Origin of the sequence: Pseudomonas sp. DWP3-1-3b3, from assembly GCF_049896305.1 — a bacterium.
GTDB classification, from domain to species: domain Bacteria; phylum Pseudomonadota; class Gammaproteobacteria; order Pseudomonadales; family Pseudomonadaceae; genus Aquipseudomonas; species Aquipseudomonas azotoformans_A.
Genome location: NZ_JAFCUA010000005.1, coordinates 83700 through 101949, shown reverse-complemented (window position 1 = coordinate 101949; position 18250 = coordinate 83700). Strand labels below are relative to the sequence as shown.

Here is an 18250-nt window from a genome sequence, read left to right as displayed (position 1 = left end):
GCCCTGCGCATGTTCAGATCCATCAAGAAGTCTCAATGGGTCGGCGCCGGCAGAGCATCGATCTTCACGCGCAACAGGCTGTAGGGCTTCTGCCGCAAGTCCTTGCCTGCATGAAAAATCGCCTGGCGATGCAACTGGTTGGCCATGAAGTACAGATAGCCGTCCGGGCCGATCGAGAACGTGTCAGGCCAGAGCACCCGAGGGTCATGCACGATAGTTTGCCACTGGCCGTCCGCGAGGCGCTTGCGCACGCTGTTGTTTTCATAATCGCCGGCATAAACCGCCCCTGATGCGTCGGCCTCCAGCCCATCGGACGCGCCTTTTTCTTCACCAAGGTCCTTGACCGCTTCGGCGAGTTGCGCCTCATTGATCGATGCATCACGCAGCAGTACGGTGGGCACTGAATATAGGTGCCGGCTCGACAGTGGGCAGAAATACAAAGTCTGGCCATCCGCCGACAGTGCAATGCCATCGGACGCCACGGCAAAGGGTTGTGAGCTGCCGTCGGGTTTGCGGACTTTAAGGATTTCACCTTCGACCTTGGGCACGAAACGCGTATCGACTGAGGTCGATGCCGAGCCGCTGAGGCGGCGCAACGCCGTGCCGCTGGCAATGTCCATGACGATGATTGCGCCAGGGCCGCTGAGGGACGAGTCCGTGAGGTAGATCACGCCTTCGTCGCCCACACGAAAATCAAAGCGCATGTCGTTGACGTAGGTGCTGGGCAGCATGACGTTTTCAGGGAAGACCAGCGTCTTCACCACCTTATTAGTGGCCAGGTCAACCGCGACCAGCTTCGCGCCACCGGGCTGCGGCGCCGAGAACCCAGGAGCTGCGGTATCGAGAATCCAGAGCCGCCCGCGTCCGTCCGCCACGACGCTTTGAACACTGATAAAACCTTTGGCTGGATCCTTGGGGTTGGCTTGGTTCATGGCCAGGTCTGGGTAAGGCACCACCTTGCCGTTACGCAGTTCTGCAACGGTAAAAGGAACGTTGTCGCCCCAACGCGGAAAGTTGACAAAGAGGCGGCCTTTCTCAGTGACCGTCACGCCGGTGGGCATGGCGTCATGGAAGGCGAATACCGGCTCGATGACGCCCTGGTGCTGTTCACTGGGCAATGCGGCATGGGCGACCTGGCTGCCGAGGGCAACTGTTGTCGCGAGGAAAAAACAGGCGAGTGGACGTTTTACGTGCATGGCGGTGCTCCAAGCCCTGTTGGTCAGGCCAGTGGGCTTCGGTTGGACAGGATGGACGGAATTGCCCAGCGACTGTCGAAAACAGTTTCATCGAAATGAAGATAATGCGATCAGGGTCGCTTGAGTCGATCAGGGCATTGATCACAGAACTGGGAGGACATACCGACAGGCCTCAAGTGGAGGCGCCACAGCTTGAAAAGAACGGCGTCGACACGCTTGGCAACCGTGATAATCGTAGTGAGTGACATGAAAGATATCCGCTGCTGGGGTTAGAGGTGTGACCAGCGTAACGAAGTGCGTACCGCGATAGCAGTCTGTGAAAACGGATACACCTTCAATACTAAATTGAAAATAACCCGAGACACCCCGCTCAATATAAATTGCCAGGAGTGGCAGCGAGAGCCGCGCACTAAATAAAAATATGTGATGTTATGCACCATAATAATGCCTATTTATAATAATTAGCTTATTCCAAAAAAGACTTTCCACGCAGTTTTTTATAGAGATATCTTCACTTCACAGACCGACCCCATACCTGGCGGAGGCGTACCCCCTAGCCCCCAGGTTGCCTACATGCCAGACATCGCACTCCCCACCGCCCTTAACAAATTTCACCTGTCACTCTTGGCCAGCTCCATGCTGATGGCCGCCGCGCCCGCCTTCGCCGAAGACGCCAAGCTCGACACCGTGACCGTGATCTCCACGGGTCTGCGTGGTCAGGAGCGCACAGTGGCCGACAGCCCGGCGCCCATCGATGTGATCAACAGCGACCAGTTGCTCAAGACCGGTCGCGCGGAGCTGTCCGAAGCAATCGCCAAGCTGCTGCCGTCGTTCAACTTCGGCACCAACATCGCCGGCTACAACTCAGTGACCCGCCCGTTGAGCAACCGCAGCCTCGGCCCGGCCTACACGCTGGTGCTGGTCAACGGCAAGCGCCGCCACAACGGCGCCACCGGCCAACGCGGTTCGATCGACAACAGCGGCGCGAATGCGGTGGACATCGACCTGATCCCGGTCAGCGCGGTGGACCATATCGAAGTGCTCAAAGACAGCGCTGCCGCACAGTACGGCTCCGACGCGGTGGCAGGTGTGATCAACATCATCCTCAAGAACACCAAGAGCGGCGGCCACCTGGAAACCAGTTTCGGGCAGTTGTATTCCGGCCAGGGCGAGACCATCAAGGTGGCGGGCGACCAGGGTTTTGAACTGGGCCAGGGCGGCTTCTTCCACTTCTCGGCCGACGCGCGCAAACGCGGCAGCGCGTCCTGGAACGACAAAGCCGACCGCAGCGTGCGGGCATTCAGTGACCCCGCCAAGGAAGCGGCTTGGGACCGTGTCGCGATCAAGAACGGTGACCCGGACCTCAAGGCCTTCAACCTGGCGTACAACGCCGAACTGCCGCTGGAAGACCTGACGTTGTATTCGTTCTCTACCTATGGCGAACGCGATGCCGAGGCTGCCAACTACTTCCGCCTACCGACCGGTACCGCCGCAGTCCCTGAGGTATTCCCGGACGGCTACTTCCCGCTCAACAACATCAAGGACCGCGACTACCAGCTGCTGTTCGGCGGCAAGGGCCTGGTGGCCGACTGGAACTGGGACCTGAGCACCACTTACGGGCGCAATAACGTGCACCATTCCAGCGACCTCAACATCAATCCGTCACTGGGCACGGCGTCCCCCACCAAGTTCGACAACCTGGCGACTTTCCGCTTTGAGCAATGGGTCAACAACCTGGACTTCACCCGCCGCTACGACAGCCTGTTCAACCTGACGCCACCGGTGCAGGTGTCGGCGGGCCTGGAGCATCGTTGGGAGCACTTCAGTACCTTCGCCGGCGACCCCGAGGCCTATATCACCGGCACCTACCCCGCCGCTTCCGGCGCTCAGGCCGCGGTAACGATTCGCCCTGAAGACGAAGTGAGCCTGATCCGCAACAACTACGCGGGCTACCTGGACCTGGGCTTCGACCTGACCGAGCGCTGGTTTCTCGACGTCGCTGGCCGTGTCGAACATTACGACGATGACTCGGGCAACACGTTCGGCCTGAAGCTGAATTCGCGCTATGAATTGACCGACACCGTGGCCGTGCGCGGCACCGTCGGCACCGGCTTCCGTGCACCGTCCCTGACCCAGATCGGCTACACCGTGGCCGACAACCGGGTGGCGACCGACGTGAACGGTAACGTGGTGCCGGCGGTAACCCGCCTGACGCCGTCCGGCAGCAACCTGGCCAAGGCCCTCGGTGGTGGTGACCTCAAGCCGGAGAAATCGCGCAACCTGGGGCTGGGCCTGACCTGGCAACCGGCGCCACGCACCAGCATCACCGCCGATGCCTACCTGATCGACATCGACGATCGCATCGCCCTGACCAGCAACATTTATGACCGTGGCAATGGCGCGATCAACGCCATCCTCGCCGCTCAGGGCGTGCCCACCGGCACCTGGGTCAACTACTACACCAATGCGTTCGACACCCGCACCAAGGGCCTGGACGTGGTCGCCGACCACACCACGCCACTGGATGCCTGGGGCGATGTGCGCTGGAGCCTGGGGTTCAACTGGAACAAGACCACCATCGAAGGCACCCGCGACACGCCCAGTGCGCTGGCCGGTTCAGGCGTGACCCTGGTGGGCCGTGACCGTGAAGGCGACCTGACCGATGCATCCCCCAAGACCAAGTGGATCCTCGGCGCCAACTGGAAGGTCGAGGACCTGGCGGTCAACCTGCAAACCGCCCGCTATGGCGCGGTCAAGACGCTGGCGGTCAACCCGAGCGGCGACCGCAGCTTCGGCGCCAAATGGATCACCGATCTGGACATCAGCTACACCGTCGTCGACAGCCTCACCGTCAGCATCGGCGGCACCAACATCTTCGACGTGCGCCCCGATAAACACGCGGTGTACAGCAACCTCGGCCTGGCTGCCTACGGCAACCCGCCGTTCTACCCCGGCGGCGGCTACTGGTACACCAAGCTCGCCTACGACTTCTGATCCAACCGCCACCTGAGGGCCCCCCATTGAATACCTCCAACTTGATGAGCCGTCTGCTGGCCCCCTGCGCCTTGGCGCTGAGCCTCGCCGCCTGTTCGCCCGGGACTGATACCCAGGCGGGCAAAACCTTGAACATTGCGTTTTTTGGCGACAACACCACCCTGGTCAGCGTCGACCCGTTCCAGGTGTATTGGCTGGAACACCGCGTGCTGCTGCGCAACGTCGCCGAGTCCCTGACCGACCAGGACCCGGACACCGGCAAGATCATTCCCTGGCTGGCCAAACGCTGGGAAGTCAGTGACGACGCGCTGACCTACACCTTTCACCTGCGTGAGGACGTCACCTTCAGCAATGGCGAGCGCTTCGATGCCAAGGCGGTGAAAACTGCGTTTGACAGCGACAAGGCCCTGGCGACCGAGCTACCCGCCACCTTCGGTGCCACCTACCTGGCGGGTTACGACCATGCCGAAGTGGTCGATGACTTCACCGTCAAGCTGGTGTTGTCCAAGCCCAACGCGGGCTTCCTGCAAGCCACTTCCACCACCAACCTGGCGATTCTCGCGCCCGCCTCCTACGCACTGACGGTGAAAGAGCGCTCCTTGGGCAAGATCATCGGCACCGGGCCGTTCGTGCTGGCCAGCTACACGCCGGAAGTCGGGGCGCACCTGACCAAGCGCAAGGGTTACGCCTGGGCCTCCGCGAATATGAAGAACCAGGGCGAGGCGCACCTGGATGCAGTAGACATCAGCTACATCCCCGAAGAAAGCGTGCGCAACGGCCTGTTCCTGCAAGGCAAGGCCGACATCCTGTGGCCGCGTAACCCGTTCTCGGAAGTTGACCTGAAGTTGTTTCAGTCCAAGGGCGCGACGATCCAGAGCCGTTCGTTGCCGGGCCCCGCACTCAACCTCTTCCCCAACACCCGAGGCGAACGCCTGCTGGCTGACAAACAAGTGCGCCTGGCCGTGCAAAAGTCGATTGATCGCAAGAGTTACGCCAGCACGGTGTACAACGCCGAATTCCCGGTGGTGGACGGCGTGTTTGATGTGACCACGCCGTATGTCAAAAGCCAGGCGGCCAAGCTCGGTTATGACCCGGCCGGTGCAGAGCGCTTGCTGGACGAAGCCGGCTGGGCCAAGGGCGCGGATGGCTACCGGCAGAAAAACGGCAAGCGCCTGAGCCTGAGCTATAACATCAGCCCGGCCGAGACTGCCGGCGATGTGCTGATCCAGGACCAACTGCGCAAGGTCGGTATCGAGTTGAAACTCAGCGTGGTCACCCGCGCTGAGTGGGTCGCCAACAACTCCGCCGGCAACTACGACCTGACCATTAATTACATGACCCGCGCCGACCCGATCATCCTGCAAACCATCCTCGATCCGCGCAGCGCCAACAGCTCAACCGTGGCCACCAACACCTACGAACCGGCGGTACTGGACAAAGCCAAGGCGTTGTTTGATGCCGGCATCACCGCCACCCAGAGCCCGCAGCGCGCAGCCGCCTACGGCGACCTGCAAGACCTGCTGATTGATGAGAGCTCGGCATTCCCGATCTACGAGCGTGTGTGGCAGGCGGCAACCTCGCCCAAGGTGAAAAACTTCCGCTGGACCGCCGAGGGTTTTGCGCTGTTGGGTGATATCGAGATCGGCACGCCATGAGCCGCTACCTGATCGGTCGGATCGGCCAGGCGCTGCTGGTGTTGTGGGGTGCCTATAGCATCACGTACTTCATTCTCTATCTGCTGCCGGGCGACACGCTGTCACTGATGCTCAGCGCTTCGGGCATGGAAGCCGACGCGCTGTCGGTAGAAGACCTGGCAAAGGCGCGGGCCTATTACGGTTTGGACAAGGGCGTATTCGAACAATATTTCGACCTGCTGTGGGGCGCCGTTCGAGGTGACTTCGGGCAGTCGCTTTCGCTAAACCGCCCGGTCGCCGAGCTGCTGGTTGAACGCCTGCCGCAAACCTTGTCGTTGGCGGGCCTGGCTATCGTCCTGTCGTTGCTGGGCGGCATTGGCCTGGCTTACCTGACCGCCTATATCCGCTGGCAACCGTTGAAGAAAGCGTTGACGCGCTTGCCGTCCCTGGGCTTTTCGGTGCCGGTGTTCTGGATGGGGCTATTGCTGATCCAGGTGTTTGCCTTTGGCCTGGGTTGGTTTCCCGCCACCGGCAGCCGAGGTTTCGAAAGCCTGGTGCTGCCGGCTGTCACCCTGGCGATTCCCAGCGCGGCGGTGTACGCCCAGGTACTGCAACGCAGTTTCCAGGGTGTCTGGAAAGAGTCCTACATCACCACCGCCTACGCCAAGGGCCTCAGCCGGGGGCAGGTGCAGGCGCGCCATGGGTTCAAGAACGCCGCACTGCCGATCCTGACCCTGATCGGCTTGCAGGTCGGCAATACGGTGTCCGGCGCGGTGCTGGTGGAGACCATTTTTGCGCGATCCGGCATTGGCCGATTGGCGCAGGAGGCGGTGCTGCGCCAGGACATCCCGGTGGTACTCGCCATCGTCGCCGTGTCGGCTGCGGCCTTTGTATTGGTGAACCTGTTGGTCGACCTGCTTTACCCCTGGTTCGACCCGCGCATCTCCCACACGCCAAAGGTGTCCTAGCCCATGACCATCCTTGAGCAGAACCTTCGCGGTACAGCCATCCCGGCCAGCCAACCGCTATGGCGTCGCCGCAGCCGATGGCAGCGCGCGACAACGGCGTTGTTGCCCTTGCTGCGACGGCCTGATTTCAGCCTGGCACTGTTGCTGGTGCTCTTCGCACTGGTCTCAGCCGTGGCGCCACACCTACTGACAAGCTTTGACCCCTACGCCACCTCGCCCGTCGACAAGCTGCGCGCACCAGGCCTTACCCATTGGTTTGGCACCGATGAACTGGGCCGCGACCTGTTTACCCGTGTGGTTTATGGGTCGAGCCTGTCGATGCTGGCCGCCTCGCTGGCCGTCGGCATCGCCCTGCTCGGCGGCTTGGGGCTGGGCATCCTGTCGGGCTTTGCCGGCGGGCGTATCGACTCGGTGATCATGCGCTTCGTCGATGTGCTGCTGGCCTTGCCCGGCGTGCTGCTGGCCCTGGCGATTGTCACGGCGATTGGCTTCGGCACCGTACCGGTGGCCATCGCAGTGGGCGTCGGCATTATTCCGGGGTTCGCCCGCACCACCCGCGCCGAGGTGCTGCGGGTCAAGACGTTGCCCTATGTGGAGGCCGCGCGCCTGGGCGGTGCAAGTTGGGGCCGTACGCTGCTGCGCCACATCCTGCCGAATGCCTGGGGCCCGGTGGCAGTGTTGGCGACGCTCGACTTTGGCGCTGCGATCCTGGCGACCGCGGGGCTGAGCTTCCTCGGTTTCGGCGCAGTGCCCCCCGCCGCCGAGTGGGGCACGCTGATCGCCAATGGTCGGCACTTCCTAATCACCGCCCCGTGGGTGTCGCTGCTGCCGGGCCTGTTCCTGGTGGCCGTGGTGTTCAGTCTCAACCATATCGCCCGCACCTTCGAGGAGACCCCGCGATGAATGCTTTAGTGGATGTTCGCCAACTCAGTGTCAGTTATCGGCACGGCAACACGGCGGTTAACCGCCTGTCCTTGAGCATTGCCCAGGGCGAGACCGTGGCGATTGTCGGTGAGTCCGGCTCCGGCAAATCGACCCTGGCCAACGCGATCCTGGGTCTATTGCCGGAGAGTGCGCAGATCAGCGCTGGCCAACTGTGGGTAGACGGCCAGGACCTGACCCACGCCAATGAACGCCAAAAACGTGCCTTGCGCGGCCGCACTATCGGCCTGGTGCCCCAGGACCCGATGGTCAGCCTCAACCCCACATTGCGCGTGGGCCAGCAAATCGCCGAGGCGCTGATCCTGGCCAAGGGCAAACGCTACCCCGCTGTCGATGCGGACATTGTCGAGCTGCTGCAACAGGTGGGCATCGACAAACCCGTGCTGCGCGCCCGTCAGTATCCCCATGAACTGTCCGGCGGCATGCGCCAGCGCGTGCTGATCGCCATTGCCCTGGCCGGCAACCCGCGCCTGATCATCGCCGACGAGCCCACCAGCGCCCTCGACGTCACCGTGCAGCGCAAGATCCTCGACCACCTGCAACGGCTGGTCAGCGAGCGCGGCATTTCGCTGTTGATCATCACCCACGACCTGGGTGTGGCAGCCGACCGCGCCGACCGGATCCTGGTGATGCAACAAGGCGAACTGGTCGAACAGGGGCCGCCACGGCAGATTCTCGATGCCCCGCAGCACGACTACACTCGCGCGCTGATTGCCGCCGCGCCCGCGTTTGCCAAGCGTCGTGAACCGCTGGTGCAGATTGATCCGGCACAACAGCCGATATTGCGCCTGCAAAACGTGGGCAAGACGTTTGCGCTGCCCAAGGTAAAAGGTGAGCAGTCGACTTTTGTGGCGCTTGAAGGTCTCAACCTGCAGGTGTATCCCGGCCAGACCCTGGCCATCGTCGGCGAATCGGGTTCGGGCAAAAGCACTGCATTGCGCATCGCCCTGGGCTTGGAAAAACCGAGCCAGGGCCAGGTCTGGTTCGAACAGCAGGACGTCACGCACCTGAGCTGGCGCGACTTCCGCCCGCTGCGCCAGCGCCTGCAACTGGTGCAGCAAAACCCGTTCGCCGCGCTGGACCCGCGCTTCACGGTGTTCGACAGCATCGTCGAGCCGCTGGTCTCGTTCGGCTTGCTCAAGGGGCCAGCGTTGGAACAGGCCGCGCGGGAATTGATCAGTCGCGTGCACTTGCCAGTCAGCTACCTGGACCGCCTGCCACGCGAACTGTCCGGCGGCCAATGCCAACGCGTCGCCATTGCCAGGGCGCTGGCGTTGAAGCCGGACCTGTTGCTGCTGGATGAGCCGGTCAGCGCGCTCGACGTGTCAGTGCAGGCGCACATTCTGGATCTGCTGGAAGAGCTGCAACGGGAGATGGGCATTGCCTATGTGCTGGTGTCCCATGACCTGTCGGTGGTGGCCAACTTCGCGCATGAGGTGCTGGTGCTGCGCAATGGCCGGGTGGTTGAGCAGGGTTCGGTGGAGCGGATATTCAATCGGCCGGCGAGTGATTACACGCGAGAGCTGATTGCTGCGATTCCGGGTCGGCACGTCACGGCAACCGCCGCCTGACCAGGGCTACAGCGGATTTGGCTGCATACGTCGGGTCATCAATCACTCGGACATGTTGCGACAGTAGCCATGGCAACTGCGCCTGCAACAACTCCACCCACGTACGCACCTTGGCATCCAGAAAGCGCCGCGAAGGGTACACCGCGAAAATACTGCGTTCGCGCAGCCGGTAATCCGCCAGCAAACGCACCAGCGAGCCGTCCTGCAACGACTGCGAGACACTGAAAAACGGCAACAGGCTGATGCCCATGCCTTCCTGTGTCGCCTTGACCATGGCATCGGCCACGTTGGTCCTGAAGGTGTCGCCGGGTGAAACCGCGAGCTCACCCGCCTCGTTTTTGAACAACCAGGCATCTTCCTGGAAGTCTTGCAGGTGCAGGCACTGATGCTGACTCAGGTGCTCCGGCTGTTCGGGGATGCCGTGCTGTTGCAAATACCGGGGCGCAGCGCAGGGCACGCTGAACAACTGGCCGATGGTCTGGCTGACCAGCGCAGAGTCCGGTAGCGAGCGAGCAATCGATATCACCACATCGTGGCCTTCTTCCAGCGGGTCCGGGGTGTGCTGGGAAAGTGTCAGCTCCACGCCGACGTGCGGATATCGCTCGCTGTAGCGGGCGACCAGCGGGGTGATCAGCACCCCCAGGCCGCTCATGCAATGCACACGCAGACGCCCACGGGGGTTGAGGTGAGCGCCACTGGCTTCTGCCGTCGCCTCCCTGACGTCTTCCAGAATGTCACGACAGCGCAGCAAAAAACGTTCGCCCGACTCCGTCAGGCACAGACGCCGTGTGGTGCGTTGCAGCAGGCGCGTCTGGAGGTGTTTCTCAAGCTCGGAAACCAGCCGGGACACCTGCGCCCCAGACAGCGCCAGAGACTCAGCGGCGGCAGCGAAGCTGCCACTGTCGACGACACGGGCAAATACCTGCATGCCATTGAGCATGTCCATCAGTGTTGCCCCGCGATTGCTACGTAATCCGTATGAGTCATTTACCTGCCCCTGCCTTTAACCCTGCGCGGTTCTGACTAAACTGAAGCCAACTGACCGAGGGCCACCGTATGAAGATCAAATTTTCCAGCCTTATCCTGCTTTTCGTCGCCAGCGGTGCCTTTGCCCAGGGCAGCCCTGAGAACGCTGCGCCGGATATCCAGCGCATCGTTTCCGTGACGCCCGTGCCAGGCAGTTGTCAGGTCGAGCCCGCGATCCTGGTGTACGTCGACAGCCAGGGCGTGAGCCATAGCGTGAACTACCTGGTGATGGGCACGTGCCAGGGCGGCGTTTAAAGCAGCGTCCAGGTGTAACTGAGGATCAGCCGGTTCTCGTCGATATCGCTGCGGTAGTTGGAGCGCGCCATGACGTTGCGCAACCGGATACCCAGGCCACGCAGAGCACCGTTCTGCACGGCGTAGCCGATATCCAGGTCACGCTCACGGTCCTTGCCCTCGTAACCGGCCCCGGTGTTCACGTTGTCGCCGGTGATGTAACGCACCGTCGTGATCAACCCTGGAAGCCCGAGTACCCCGAAGTCGTAGTCGTAGCGCACTTGCCAGGAGCGCTCGTCGGTGTAGGCAAACTCGTAGGTGGGCACCTCGTTGCCCAGCGGCGTGACGTTGGCAAACACCCGTGGGAACGCGCTGTCACCGTACATCGCCTGGTAGCCGACATAGACGGTATGGCCACCGCGCCGGGCTGATAGCAGCGAGAAAAACGCCTGGTTGTCGATCTTGCCGAGCAATTTATCGCCGTCCTCTCGCGCTGCGTAGTAACCCAGGTTAGCCCCCAGCACCCAATCACCCATCGGCTGGCTGTGCTTGAAGCCAAGAAAGTTCTGCGCATAGATGTCTTGCAACTGGCCACGCCAGAGGCTGACGCTGGTGCGGTTGCCATTGAAGGCGTAGTCGCCGCCGACATAGTTGAAGGCGTCGCTGTCGGCACTGCGCTGCGGTACATGGCCGAGCATGGCGATCATCTTTTCGTCGCCGGCCTCATTGCGCAGGCTAGTGGTGGTCAGGTGCCCGGCCTGTAGCGTGAGGCCTGCGACCTCACTGGAGCTGATATTCACCCCTTGATAACTCGGCGGCAGCAGGCGGATATCGCTGAAGGCCAGCACCGGCAGGTTGGGCTGTAACTCACCCACTTTCAGCTCGGTCTTGGAAACCCGCGCCTTGAAGGTCAGGCCAAGGCGGCTGTAGTCATCTGCCGCACGGCCATCGTCCTTGACCGGCAACAAGCCGCTGTTGACCCGGTCCGGGCTGCTGTCGAGCTTGAGGCCCAGGGTGCCGAGCGCATCCAGGCCGAAGCCGACAGGCCCTGGGGTGTAACCGGATTTATAGGTAAGGATGAAGCCCTGCCCCCACTCTTCGGCCTTGGATTGTTTGTTGGCCCCGACAATGTCGGAGAAGTCACGGCTGAAGTAATAGTTGCGGGCTTGCAAGGTGGCACTCGAGCCTTCGAAAAAGCCGCCTTCGGACGCGGTCGCCGCCAAAGGCATGCCGAGTAGGGGCAGCCAGATACGCTGTAGGTTCTGTTGATTCATGTCGTTGCTCTTTTAATTGTTGTTATCGACGGTGGCAGATCAACGCGCGCCAGCAGCCTCCAGATGGCTGCGCGGCCGACGCTGACTCAGGGCGTAGGTCATCATCGCCAGCGCAGCAATCGCACCCGGAATGGCAAAGACCAGGAAGTTGAGCTGCAACGGCAGCTCCGCAGACATCAAGGCGCCGCCCAGCAACGGGCCGACGATTGCGCCATTGCGACCGATCCCGGACGCCCAACCCAGGCCGGTGGCACGCATGGACAAACCGTAGAGCTGCGCCGCAGCGGCATACAGCAGGATTTGCGTGCCGATGGTGGTGGCGCCCGCGAGGAAAATAAGCAGGTAAAGGACCGGCATCGGGCTGTTGATCCCCAGCAAGCTGATGGAAACCACACCAGTGACGAAGAAGCCGATCATCACCTTGATCAGGTTCAACCGGTCACCCAGCCAACCACCGACAAGCGCCCCGGCCATGCCGCCCAGGTTCAATGCCACCAGGAACGACAGACTGGACCCCAGGCTGTAACCGGCACCCGCCATCAGTTTTGGCAGCCAGGAACTCAATGCGTACACCATCAACAGGCAGCAGAAAAACGCGGTCCAGACCATCGCCGTGCGCACGCCCAGGCCATTGCGAAACAGCTCCACCACCGAGGCGCCCTTGGCTTTCACCTCGTTAAGCAGCAGTTCATCACCTGCCTCGATCTGCGTACTCGGCGACAAACGCATCAGCAGCGCGCGCGCCTGCTCCTGGCGACCCTGACGCACCAGAAAACCGATGGATTCGGGCAGCCAATACACGATCAACGGCAGCAGCAACAGCGGAATGGCCGCCGCGAAAAACATCGACGACCACCCATAGTTGGGCAGCATGAAAATCCCGACACTGGCCGCGAGCATGCCGCCCAGGGAATAGCCGCTGAACATCACCGCCATCAGGGTGCTGCGCAGTTTCTTCGGCGCATATTCGTTCATCAGCGCCGCCGCATTGGGCATCAGTCCGCCGCAGCCCAGGCCCGCGATAAAACGACAGATGCCGAATTCGGTGGGACTGCTGGCAAACCCGTTGATCACCGTGGCAACGCTGAACAGCGCGAAGCACACGGCGATGCCTTTTTTGCGCCCGAACCGGTCCGCCAGGCTGCCGAACACCAGCGCGCCGAACATCATGCCGAACAGTGCATAACTGCCCAGCGCACCGGCCTGCAGCGGCGACAGACTCCATTCTTTCATGATGGACGGCAGCACCACGCCGTAGATAAACAAGTCATAGCCGTCAAAGATCAACAGCAAGGCACACAGGCCCACCACCCTCCAGTGAAAACGGCTGAAGCGGGCATTATCGATAATCGAATGAACGTCATGGGTACGCATGGCAGTGCTCTCTTTATTGTTGTTGTGAGTCAGTGTCTGCAGGGGTGATGGCGCTCAGCCCAGGTCGCCGCCTCCTACGGGCAAGGTCACGCCGGTGATGTAGGAGGCTTCGTCAGAGGCCAGGAACAGGATCGCGCCGACTTGCTCGTCAATGCTGCCGTAGCGTTTCATCGGGCTGCTGTCGAGGGTCTGGTCGACGATCTGTTGATACCAGACGCGTTCCTGTTCGGTTTGCGGCTGGTTGTTGCGCGGAATGCGCCGTGGCGGTGCCTCGGTGCCGCCGGGTGCCGTGGCGTTGATGCGAATGCCACGGCCGGCGGTTTCCAGGGCCAGGCAGGCGGTCAGCGCATTCACCCCGCCCTTGGCCGCCCCATAGGGCACCCGGTTGATGCCCCGTGTGGCAATCGACGACACGTTGACGATGGCGCCGCTGCCCTGCTCCAGCATGTAAGGCAACACGCAATGGCAGCACCACAGCGTGGGGAACAACGAGCGACGCACTTCCGCTTCGATTTCCGGCTCGGCGTAGTGTTCGAAGGGTTTGGCCCAGATGGTGCCGCCGACGTTGTTGATCAGGATGTCGATGCGCTTGAAACGCGCCTCGGCCTGCGCCATCACCCGTGCGCATTCGGCGTACTGCTCCAGGTCGGCGGTAAGGGTCAGCGCCCGCGTGTGCTGCAATTCATGCACCAGCTCCGAACGATCGACCGCCACCAGCCAGGCGCCCTCCTCCAGCAAGCGTTCGGCAACGCGCCGGCCAATGCCCTGTGCTGCGCCTGTGACCAGCGCGACCTGGTTATTGAAACGTAGTGTCATGTGGATTTCCTCAGGCGGCGTCGCCGGTGACGATGGCGTTGGGCGTGAACTTCTCGTAGTAGAAGCTGGCCGGGCTGACGCCCTGTTGCTTGAAGTGCTGGCGCACGGCATCCACCATCGGCGGCGGGCCGCACAGGTACACATCGACGTCACCGTGGTTAAGCTGGTCGTTCGTCATGTGCTGGGTGACATAGCCCTGGCGTGGATGGGGGGTCTGCGGGTCGGCCACGCAGGTGACGACGCTCAAGTTCGGCAGGCGCTGGGTAAACGATTGCAGCGCCTCGACCATTACCAGGTCCGCGTCACGGGTCACGCCGTAGATCAGCGTGATCGTGCGCGTCTCCTGACGCTCCGCCAGCACTTCAAGCATCGACAAAAACGGCGCCAGCCCGGTGCCACCGGCCAACAGCAACAACGGCCGTGTCACTTCGCGCAGATAAAAGCTGCCCAGGGGGCCGGTCATCGGCACCGCGTCACCCACCTCTGCCTGTGCAAGCCAGCCGCTCATCAACCCGCCGGGCACATGCTTGATCAAGAACGAAGCGCACGTGTCGCCGGGGCGGTTGCTGAACGAATAGGAACGAGTCTGCCCGCTGCCCGGCACGCCGATATTCACGTATTGGCCCGGCAGGAAAGCCGGTGCCTGATCCATTTCGAAACACACCTCCAGCGCCGCATCGGCGTGCGGGGTAATACGCGAGAGCGTTGCGGCAAACTGCGAAGTGCCGGTCTTGCAGGCACTGGAGGGCACCGGCACCGCTATCACGCAATCGGACTGCGGCACCATCTGGCAGGTCAGCACCTGCCGTTGCTGGGCTTCGTCTTCGCTGAGGGCGTCGTCGATGTAATCGTCCCCCAAGTCGTAGACGCCGGTTTCACAGCGGCATTTGCAGGTGCCGCAGACACCGTCCGAGCAATCCATGGGCAGGTTGATACGTTGGCGAAAGGCCGCATCCAGGACCTTTTCACCCACCTTGCAGTCGATGAAACGGGTGACCCCATCCTCGAAGTTCAGGGCAATGGCGTACGTCATTGGGGCGTCCTCAGATGTGGTAGATGTCGATGACCTGATGGATGTAGTCGTTTTTCAGCACCACCTTCTTGCGCGTGATCAGCGGCTGTTCGCCGCGCATATCGAGGCTGTAGAACGAGGTGCCGAAGTACGTGTCCGTGGTCTTGTAGCGGTGGCTGAGGGTTTGCCAGTTGAAGCGCAACATCACGTGCTCGCCGTCGTCGGCCAGCACTTCGAGGTTGGTGATCAGGTGCGCGGTGCGCGGCTCCGGCGTACTGGCGCTGGAGCGCTCGGTCTTGATGCGGAATACGCGGTCTTCCAGGCCATCGCGGCTGGGGTAGTAGATCAGCGAGATTTCGCTTTGCGGGTCTTCGGTGAGGGTGTCGTGATCGTCCCACGCCGGCATCCAGAATTCGACCTTGGGCGAGTAACACTCCAGCCACGCGTCCCACTGGCGATCATCCAGCAGGCGCGCTTCGCGGTAGAGAAAGTCGAGCAGGCGGTCGCGGAAAGTACTCATGACAGCACCGCCTTGTCGCTGGCAATCAGGCCCTGCTGCTCATGCTGGATGGCGCGTTGCAGGCTCTGCGCCCAATGGGCGTGCTGGCGTACGAACAGGCCTTCGTCTTCGGTCTTGATCCCACTGAGCTGCGGGTGCATGCCCATGGCCTGGGCGTTTTCATCGGCGCCTTCGACCCACTGCTTGGCGCCACGGCTTAGGTCGTTCCACAGGGTCGTCGCGCCCTGGTAGCCGGTCTGGCAGGCGCGGAATTCTTCCAGGTCATCCGGCGTACCCATGCCGCTGACGTTGAAGAAGTCTTCGTACTGGCGGATACGGGTGGTGCGCTCCTCGGCGCTTTCGCCGATGGGCGCCATGCAATAGATAGTGACTTCGGTCTTGTCGACGGCAATTGGCCGTACCACGCGAATCTGGGTGGAAAACTGGTCCATCAGGTACACGTTGGGATAGAGGCACAGGTTGCGCGTCTGATCGACGATAAAGTCGGCGCGCTCCTTGCCCAGACGCTCTGCAAGGGCCTCGCGGTGAGCATGCACCGGGCGTACTTCGGGGTTGAGCAGGCGTGTCCACAGCAGGATATGCCCGTGTTCGAAAGCATAGACGCCGCCCAGGCTTTTCGACCAGCCATTGGCGTCCACGGTGCGGGTGCCTTCGGCTTCGTAGTTGCGCCGGCCCATGGTCGCCGAGTAGTTCCAGTGCACCGAACTGACGTGATACCCGTCGGCGCCGTTTTCGATCTGCAGCTTCCAGTTGCCGTCGTACACGTAGGACGAACTGCCGCGCAGCACTTCCAGGCCCAAGGGCGCCTGATCGACCATCTGGTCGATGATCACGCGGGTTTCACCCAGGTAATCGCTGAGTTCCGGTACGGATTCGCTGAGGCTGCCAAACAGGAAGCCACGGTAGTTTTCGAAACGACCCAGGCGCGTCAAGTCGTGGGAGCCGTCGCAGTCGAAGCTGTCCGGGTAAGCGCCGGTCTTGGGGTCCTTCACTTTGAGCAACTTGCCGGCATTGCTGAAGGTCCAGCCGTGGAACGGGCAGGTAAACGAGCCTTTGTTGCCTTGCTTGCGCCGGCAGAGCATGGCGCCACGGTGCGCGCAGGCGTTGACCAGGCCATGCAGGGTGCCGTGTTTATCGCGAGTGATGACCACCGGTTGGCGGCCGATCCAGGTGGTGAAGTAGTCGTTGATCTCGGGCACCTGGCTTTCGTGCGCCAGGTAGATCCAACTGCCTTCGAAGATGTGTTTGATCTCCAGGGCGAACAGGTCGGGGTCGGTAAAAATGTCGCGGCGGCAGCGGAACACCCCAGTGGCGGGATCTTCCTGAACGGATTCGCCGAGTTGCCGGGCGAGGCGGTCGAGCGTGCTGATCATGGGGTAGGCCCTCGGTTGTTCTTGTATCAGGCGCCTTCACTGTAGGGGCACGCTCCACTCCTCAATATCCGTTGGCTGCAAAACGTTATCCGCCGGGCGCAGGCTGTCAGCGCTGGCGTTTCCAGGTCTGCGACGGCAATTCGCCGAAGCGTTTGCGGTAGGCCTCGGCAAAACGCCCCAAATGTACGAAACCATGATCCAGCGCCACTTCGGTCACGCTGCGAGCCGAGGGCAATTGCAAGCGCGCGTGCACGCGCTCCAACTTGCGTTGACGCACGTAGTCGCGCGGCGACAGGCCGACCTGACGTTCGAACAGGGTATAGAGCGAGCGCTCGCTGACCTTGGCGGTGGCCATCAGCTGTTCGACGCTGATGTCTTCGGTCAGGTGTTCCTCGATGAACTGGCGCACCGCTTCGAAACCACCGCCTTGAGCCGCTTGCGGGGCAACGCGCAACACGTTGCTGGCCAACAGCGCCAAGAGTTTATTCGCCACGATGCGTTCATACAGGCCTTGTACTTCGCACTCGGCGGCGTTTTCAGCCTCATGGCAGATCAGCCCCAATAGTTGCAGGAACCCACTCATCTCACTCAGCGCATGCCGCGCCGTGGCAAAACGGATGCCCTGTTGCGGCAGCGTCCAACGCTGTTCCAGGCAGGCGTTCTCCAGCAGGCGCACCGGCAACTTGATGATGAATTTCTCGCAGTCGGCGGAATAGGTCAGGTCCACCGGGTCATCCGGGTTGATCAGCAGGATCTCACCGGGTTGGAAGACCTGCTCTACCCCACGGGCATTGGAGCGACAGTGACCGCTCAGCAGGATTTGCAGGTGATAGATGGTTTGCAGCGCATCCGACGTCACTCGCACCGGCGCACCGTAGCTGATCCGGCACAGGTCCAGGCTGGAAAAGGTGCGGTGGCTGATGCTCGCCTGTGGCCGCCCTCGGGGCGGCAGGCGAATGCAGTGGCTGCCGACATGCTGGTTGACGTAATCGGAGACCGCATAGGCATCGGCACGTTGGAAAATCTGGCTGCGCTCGCTCAATAGCACGGTCATGGTTGCGCCTCTTTATAGTTATAGGGTTCAGGCTGACGCTTGGCGGTGCAAGGCGTCCAATATGGATAAGGTCTCAATGAATACTCTGCGGGTATGGAACCCACGCGAACCGCCTTGTACCGCGCTACTGGCGGGCGCTGGATCTTCAGTCTGATTTATTCCGAAACAATCTTAAGGTGTCCTGCACCGGCCAGACCCTGAGCGGCGCAATCAGGTTCCTTACCGGTACGGCAAAAGACTTTTGCCATTAATCTCATTGATA

Annotated in this window: 15 protein-coding genes; 6 read left to right on the top strand and 9 right to left on the bottom strand. The window is 61.8% G+C overall.

Annotated elements, in window-relative coordinates:
• Window positions 1-32: 32 nt before the first annotated feature.
• The gene (locus tag ACP7BX_RS16800; RefSeq protein ID WP_426131152.1) at window positions 33-1196 is read right to left on the bottom strand and encodes an L-dopachrome tautomerase-related protein; all 1164 of its coding nucleotides are present in this window, start codon (window positions 1194-1196) and stop codon (window positions 33-35) included.
• A gap of 573 nt (window positions 1197-1769) precedes the next feature.
• On the opposite strand from ACP7BX_RS16800, the gene ACP7BX_RS16795 reads away from it, so the two are divergent.
• From ACP7BX_RS16795 to ACP7BX_RS16775, 5 genes are read left to right on the top strand one after another with little or no spacing between them, the layout of a single operon-like run.
• Window positions 1770-4190 carry a TonB-dependent receptor plug domain-containing protein gene (locus ACP7BX_RS16795; RefSeq protein WP_426131154.1) on the top strand — a complete coding sequence of 807 codons (2421 nt, stop codon included), beginning with the start codon at window positions 1770-1772 and terminating at the stop codon, window positions 4188-4190.
• Window positions 4191-4234: 44 nt separating this feature from the next.
• The gene (locus ACP7BX_RS16790; RefSeq protein WP_426131250.1) at window positions 4235-5845 is read left to right on the top strand and encodes an ABC transporter substrate-binding protein; all 1611 of its coding nucleotides are present in this window, start codon (window positions 4235-4237) and stop codon (window positions 5843-5845) included.
• Window positions 5842-6792, top strand: a complete 951-nt coding sequence (locus ACP7BX_RS16785; protein ID WP_426131156.1) for an ABC transporter permease — start codon at window positions 5842-5844, stop codon at window positions 6790-6792. Before ACP7BX_RS16790 ends, ACP7BX_RS16785 begins: the two co-directional genes overlap by 4 nt.
• A 3-nt stretch (window positions 6793-6795) precedes the next feature.
• Entirely contained in the window at window positions 6796-7695 is a 900-nt protein-coding gene (locus ACP7BX_RS16780) for an ABC transporter permease (RefSeq protein WP_426131158.1), read from the top strand.
• On the top strand, window positions 7692-9305 hold the full coding sequence (locus ACP7BX_RS16775) for a dipeptide ABC transporter ATP-binding protein (protein ID WP_426131160.1): 1614 nt from the start codon (window positions 7692-7694) through the stop codon (window positions 9303-9305). Before ACP7BX_RS16780 ends, ACP7BX_RS16775 begins: the two co-directional genes overlap by 4 nt.
• On the opposite strand, the gene ACP7BX_RS16770 is transcribed toward ACP7BX_RS16775, so the two are convergent.
• A complete protein-coding gene (locus ACP7BX_RS16770; protein WP_426131162.1) occupies window positions 9286-10251 on the bottom strand; it encodes a LysR substrate-binding domain-containing protein in 966 nt (321 codons plus the stop codon). The genes ACP7BX_RS16775 and ACP7BX_RS16770 overlap by 20 nt on opposite strands.
• A 110-nt stretch (window positions 10252-10361) precedes the next feature.
• Between ACP7BX_RS16770 and ACP7BX_RS16765 the strand changes: the two genes are divergently transcribed.
• Entirely contained in the window at window positions 10362-10586 is a 225-nt protein-coding gene (locus tag ACP7BX_RS16765) for a DUF2790 domain-containing protein (RefSeq protein WP_426131164.1), read from the top strand.
• On the opposite strand, the gene ACP7BX_RS16760 is transcribed toward ACP7BX_RS16765, so the two are convergent.
• The 7 genes from ACP7BX_RS16760 to ACP7BX_RS16730 form a co-directional block, all read right to left on the bottom strand.
• Window positions 10583-11839 (bottom strand): OprD family porin, encoded by a 1257-nt coding sequence (locus ACP7BX_RS16760; RefSeq protein ID WP_426131166.1) that lies wholly within the window; start codon window positions 11837-11839, stop codon window positions 10583-10585. The two genes, ACP7BX_RS16765 and ACP7BX_RS16760, sit on opposite strands and share 4 nt — an antisense overlap.
• 39 nt (window positions 11840-11878) lie before the next feature.
• The gene (locus tag ACP7BX_RS16755) at window positions 11879-13213 is read right to left on the bottom strand and encodes an MFS transporter (RefSeq protein WP_426131168.1); all 1335 of its coding nucleotides are present in this window, start codon (window positions 13211-13213) and stop codon (window positions 11879-11881) included.
• Between the two features lie 54 nt (window positions 13214-13267).
• Window positions 13268-14029: a 1,6-dihydroxycyclohexa-2,4-diene-1-carboxylate dehydrogenase gene (locus ACP7BX_RS16750; protein ID WP_426131170.1), complete on the bottom strand. Its 762-nt coding sequence runs from the start codon at window positions 14027-14029 to the stop codon at window positions 13268-13270.
• Window positions 14030-14039: 10 nt separating this feature from the next.
• The gene (gene benC, locus ACP7BX_RS16745; RefSeq protein WP_426131172.1) at window positions 14040-15062 is read right to left on the bottom strand and encodes a benzoate 1,2-dioxygenase electron transfer component BenC; all 1023 of its coding nucleotides are present in this window, start codon (window positions 15060-15062) and stop codon (window positions 14040-14042) included.
• A 10-nt stretch (window positions 15063-15072) separates the two neighbouring features.
• Window positions 15073-15561: a benzoate 1,2-dioxygenase small subunit gene (benB, locus tag ACP7BX_RS16740; protein WP_426131174.1), complete on the bottom strand. Its 489-nt coding sequence runs from the start codon at window positions 15559-15561 to the stop codon at window positions 15073-15075.
• Window positions 15558-16934 carry a Rieske 2Fe-2S domain-containing protein gene (locus tag ACP7BX_RS16735; RefSeq protein WP_426131176.1) on the bottom strand — a complete coding sequence of 459 codons (1377 nt, stop codon included), beginning with the start codon at window positions 16932-16934 and terminating at the stop codon, window positions 15558-15560. The genes benB and ACP7BX_RS16735 overlap by 4 nt, the downstream gene beginning before the upstream one ends.
• 106 nt (window positions 16935-17040) lie before the next feature.
• Complete coding sequence (locus tag ACP7BX_RS16730) at window positions 17041-17988, bottom strand: AraC family transcriptional regulator (protein WP_426131178.1); 948 nt, start codon at window positions 17986-17988, stop codon at window positions 17041-17043.
• Window positions 17989-18250 lie beyond the last annotated feature (262 nt).

What these genes read in the sequence shown, in the direction of transcription:
- ACP7BX_RS16735 (WP_426131176.1), bottom strand. Translation starts at nt 16,934, where the DNA reads ATGATCAGCACGCTCGACCGCCTCGCCCGGCAACTCGGCGAATCCGTT.
- benB (WP_426131174.1), bottom strand. Translation starts at nt 15,561, where the DNA reads ATGAGTACTTTCCGCGACCGCCTGCTCGACTTTCTCTACCGCGAAGCG.
- ACP7BX_RS16790 (WP_426131250.1), top strand. Translation starts at nt 4,235, where the DNA reads ATGAGCCGTCTGCTGGCCCCCTGCGCCTTGGCGCTGAGCCTCGCCGCC.
- ACP7BX_RS16775 (WP_426131160.1), top strand. Translation starts at nt 7,692, where the DNA reads ATGAATGCTTTAGTGGATGTTCGCCAACTCAGTGTCAGTTATCGGCAC.
- ACP7BX_RS16765 (WP_426131164.1), top strand. Translation starts at nt 10,362, where the DNA reads ATGAAGATCAAATTTTCCAGCCTTATCCTGCTTTTCGTCGCCAGCGGT.
- ACP7BX_RS16730 (WP_426131178.1), bottom strand. Translation starts at nt 17,988, where the DNA reads ATGACCGTGCTATTGAGCGAGCGCAGCCAGATTTTCCAACGTGCCGAT.
- ACP7BX_RS16750 (WP_426131170.1), bottom strand. Translation starts at nt 14,029, where the DNA reads ATGACACTACGTTTCAATAACCAGGTCGCGCTGGTCACAGGCGCAGCA.
- ACP7BX_RS16785 (WP_426131156.1), top strand. Translation starts at nt 5,842, where the DNA reads ATGAGCCGCTACCTGATCGGTCGGATCGGCCAGGCGCTGCTGGTGTTG.
- ACP7BX_RS16760 (WP_426131166.1), bottom strand. Translation starts at nt 11,839, where the DNA reads ATGAATCAACAGAACCTACAGCGTATCTGGCTGCCCCTACTCGGCATG.
- benC (WP_426131172.1), bottom strand. Translation starts at nt 15,062, where the DNA reads ATGACGTACGCCATTGCCCTGAACTTCGAGGATGGGGTCACCCGTTTC.
- ACP7BX_RS16770 (WP_426131162.1), bottom strand. Translation starts at nt 10,251, where the DNA reads ATGGACATGCTCAATGGCATGCAGGTATTTGCCCGTGTCGTCGACAGT.
- ACP7BX_RS16800 (WP_426131152.1), bottom strand. Translation starts at nt 1,196, where the DNA reads ATGCACGTAAAACGTCCACTCGCCTGTTTTTTCCTCGCGACAACAGTT.
- ACP7BX_RS16755 (WP_426131168.1), bottom strand. Translation starts at nt 13,213, where the DNA reads ATGCGTACCCATGACGTTCATTCGATTATCGATAATGCCCGCTTCAGC.
- ACP7BX_RS16795 (WP_426131154.1), top strand. Translation starts at nt 1,770, where the DNA reads ATGCCAGACATCGCACTCCCCACCGCCCTTAACAAATTTCACCTGTCA.
- ACP7BX_RS16780 (WP_426131158.1), top strand. Translation starts at nt 6,796, where the DNA reads ATGACCATCCTTGAGCAGAACCTTCGCGGTACAGCCATCCCGGCCAGC.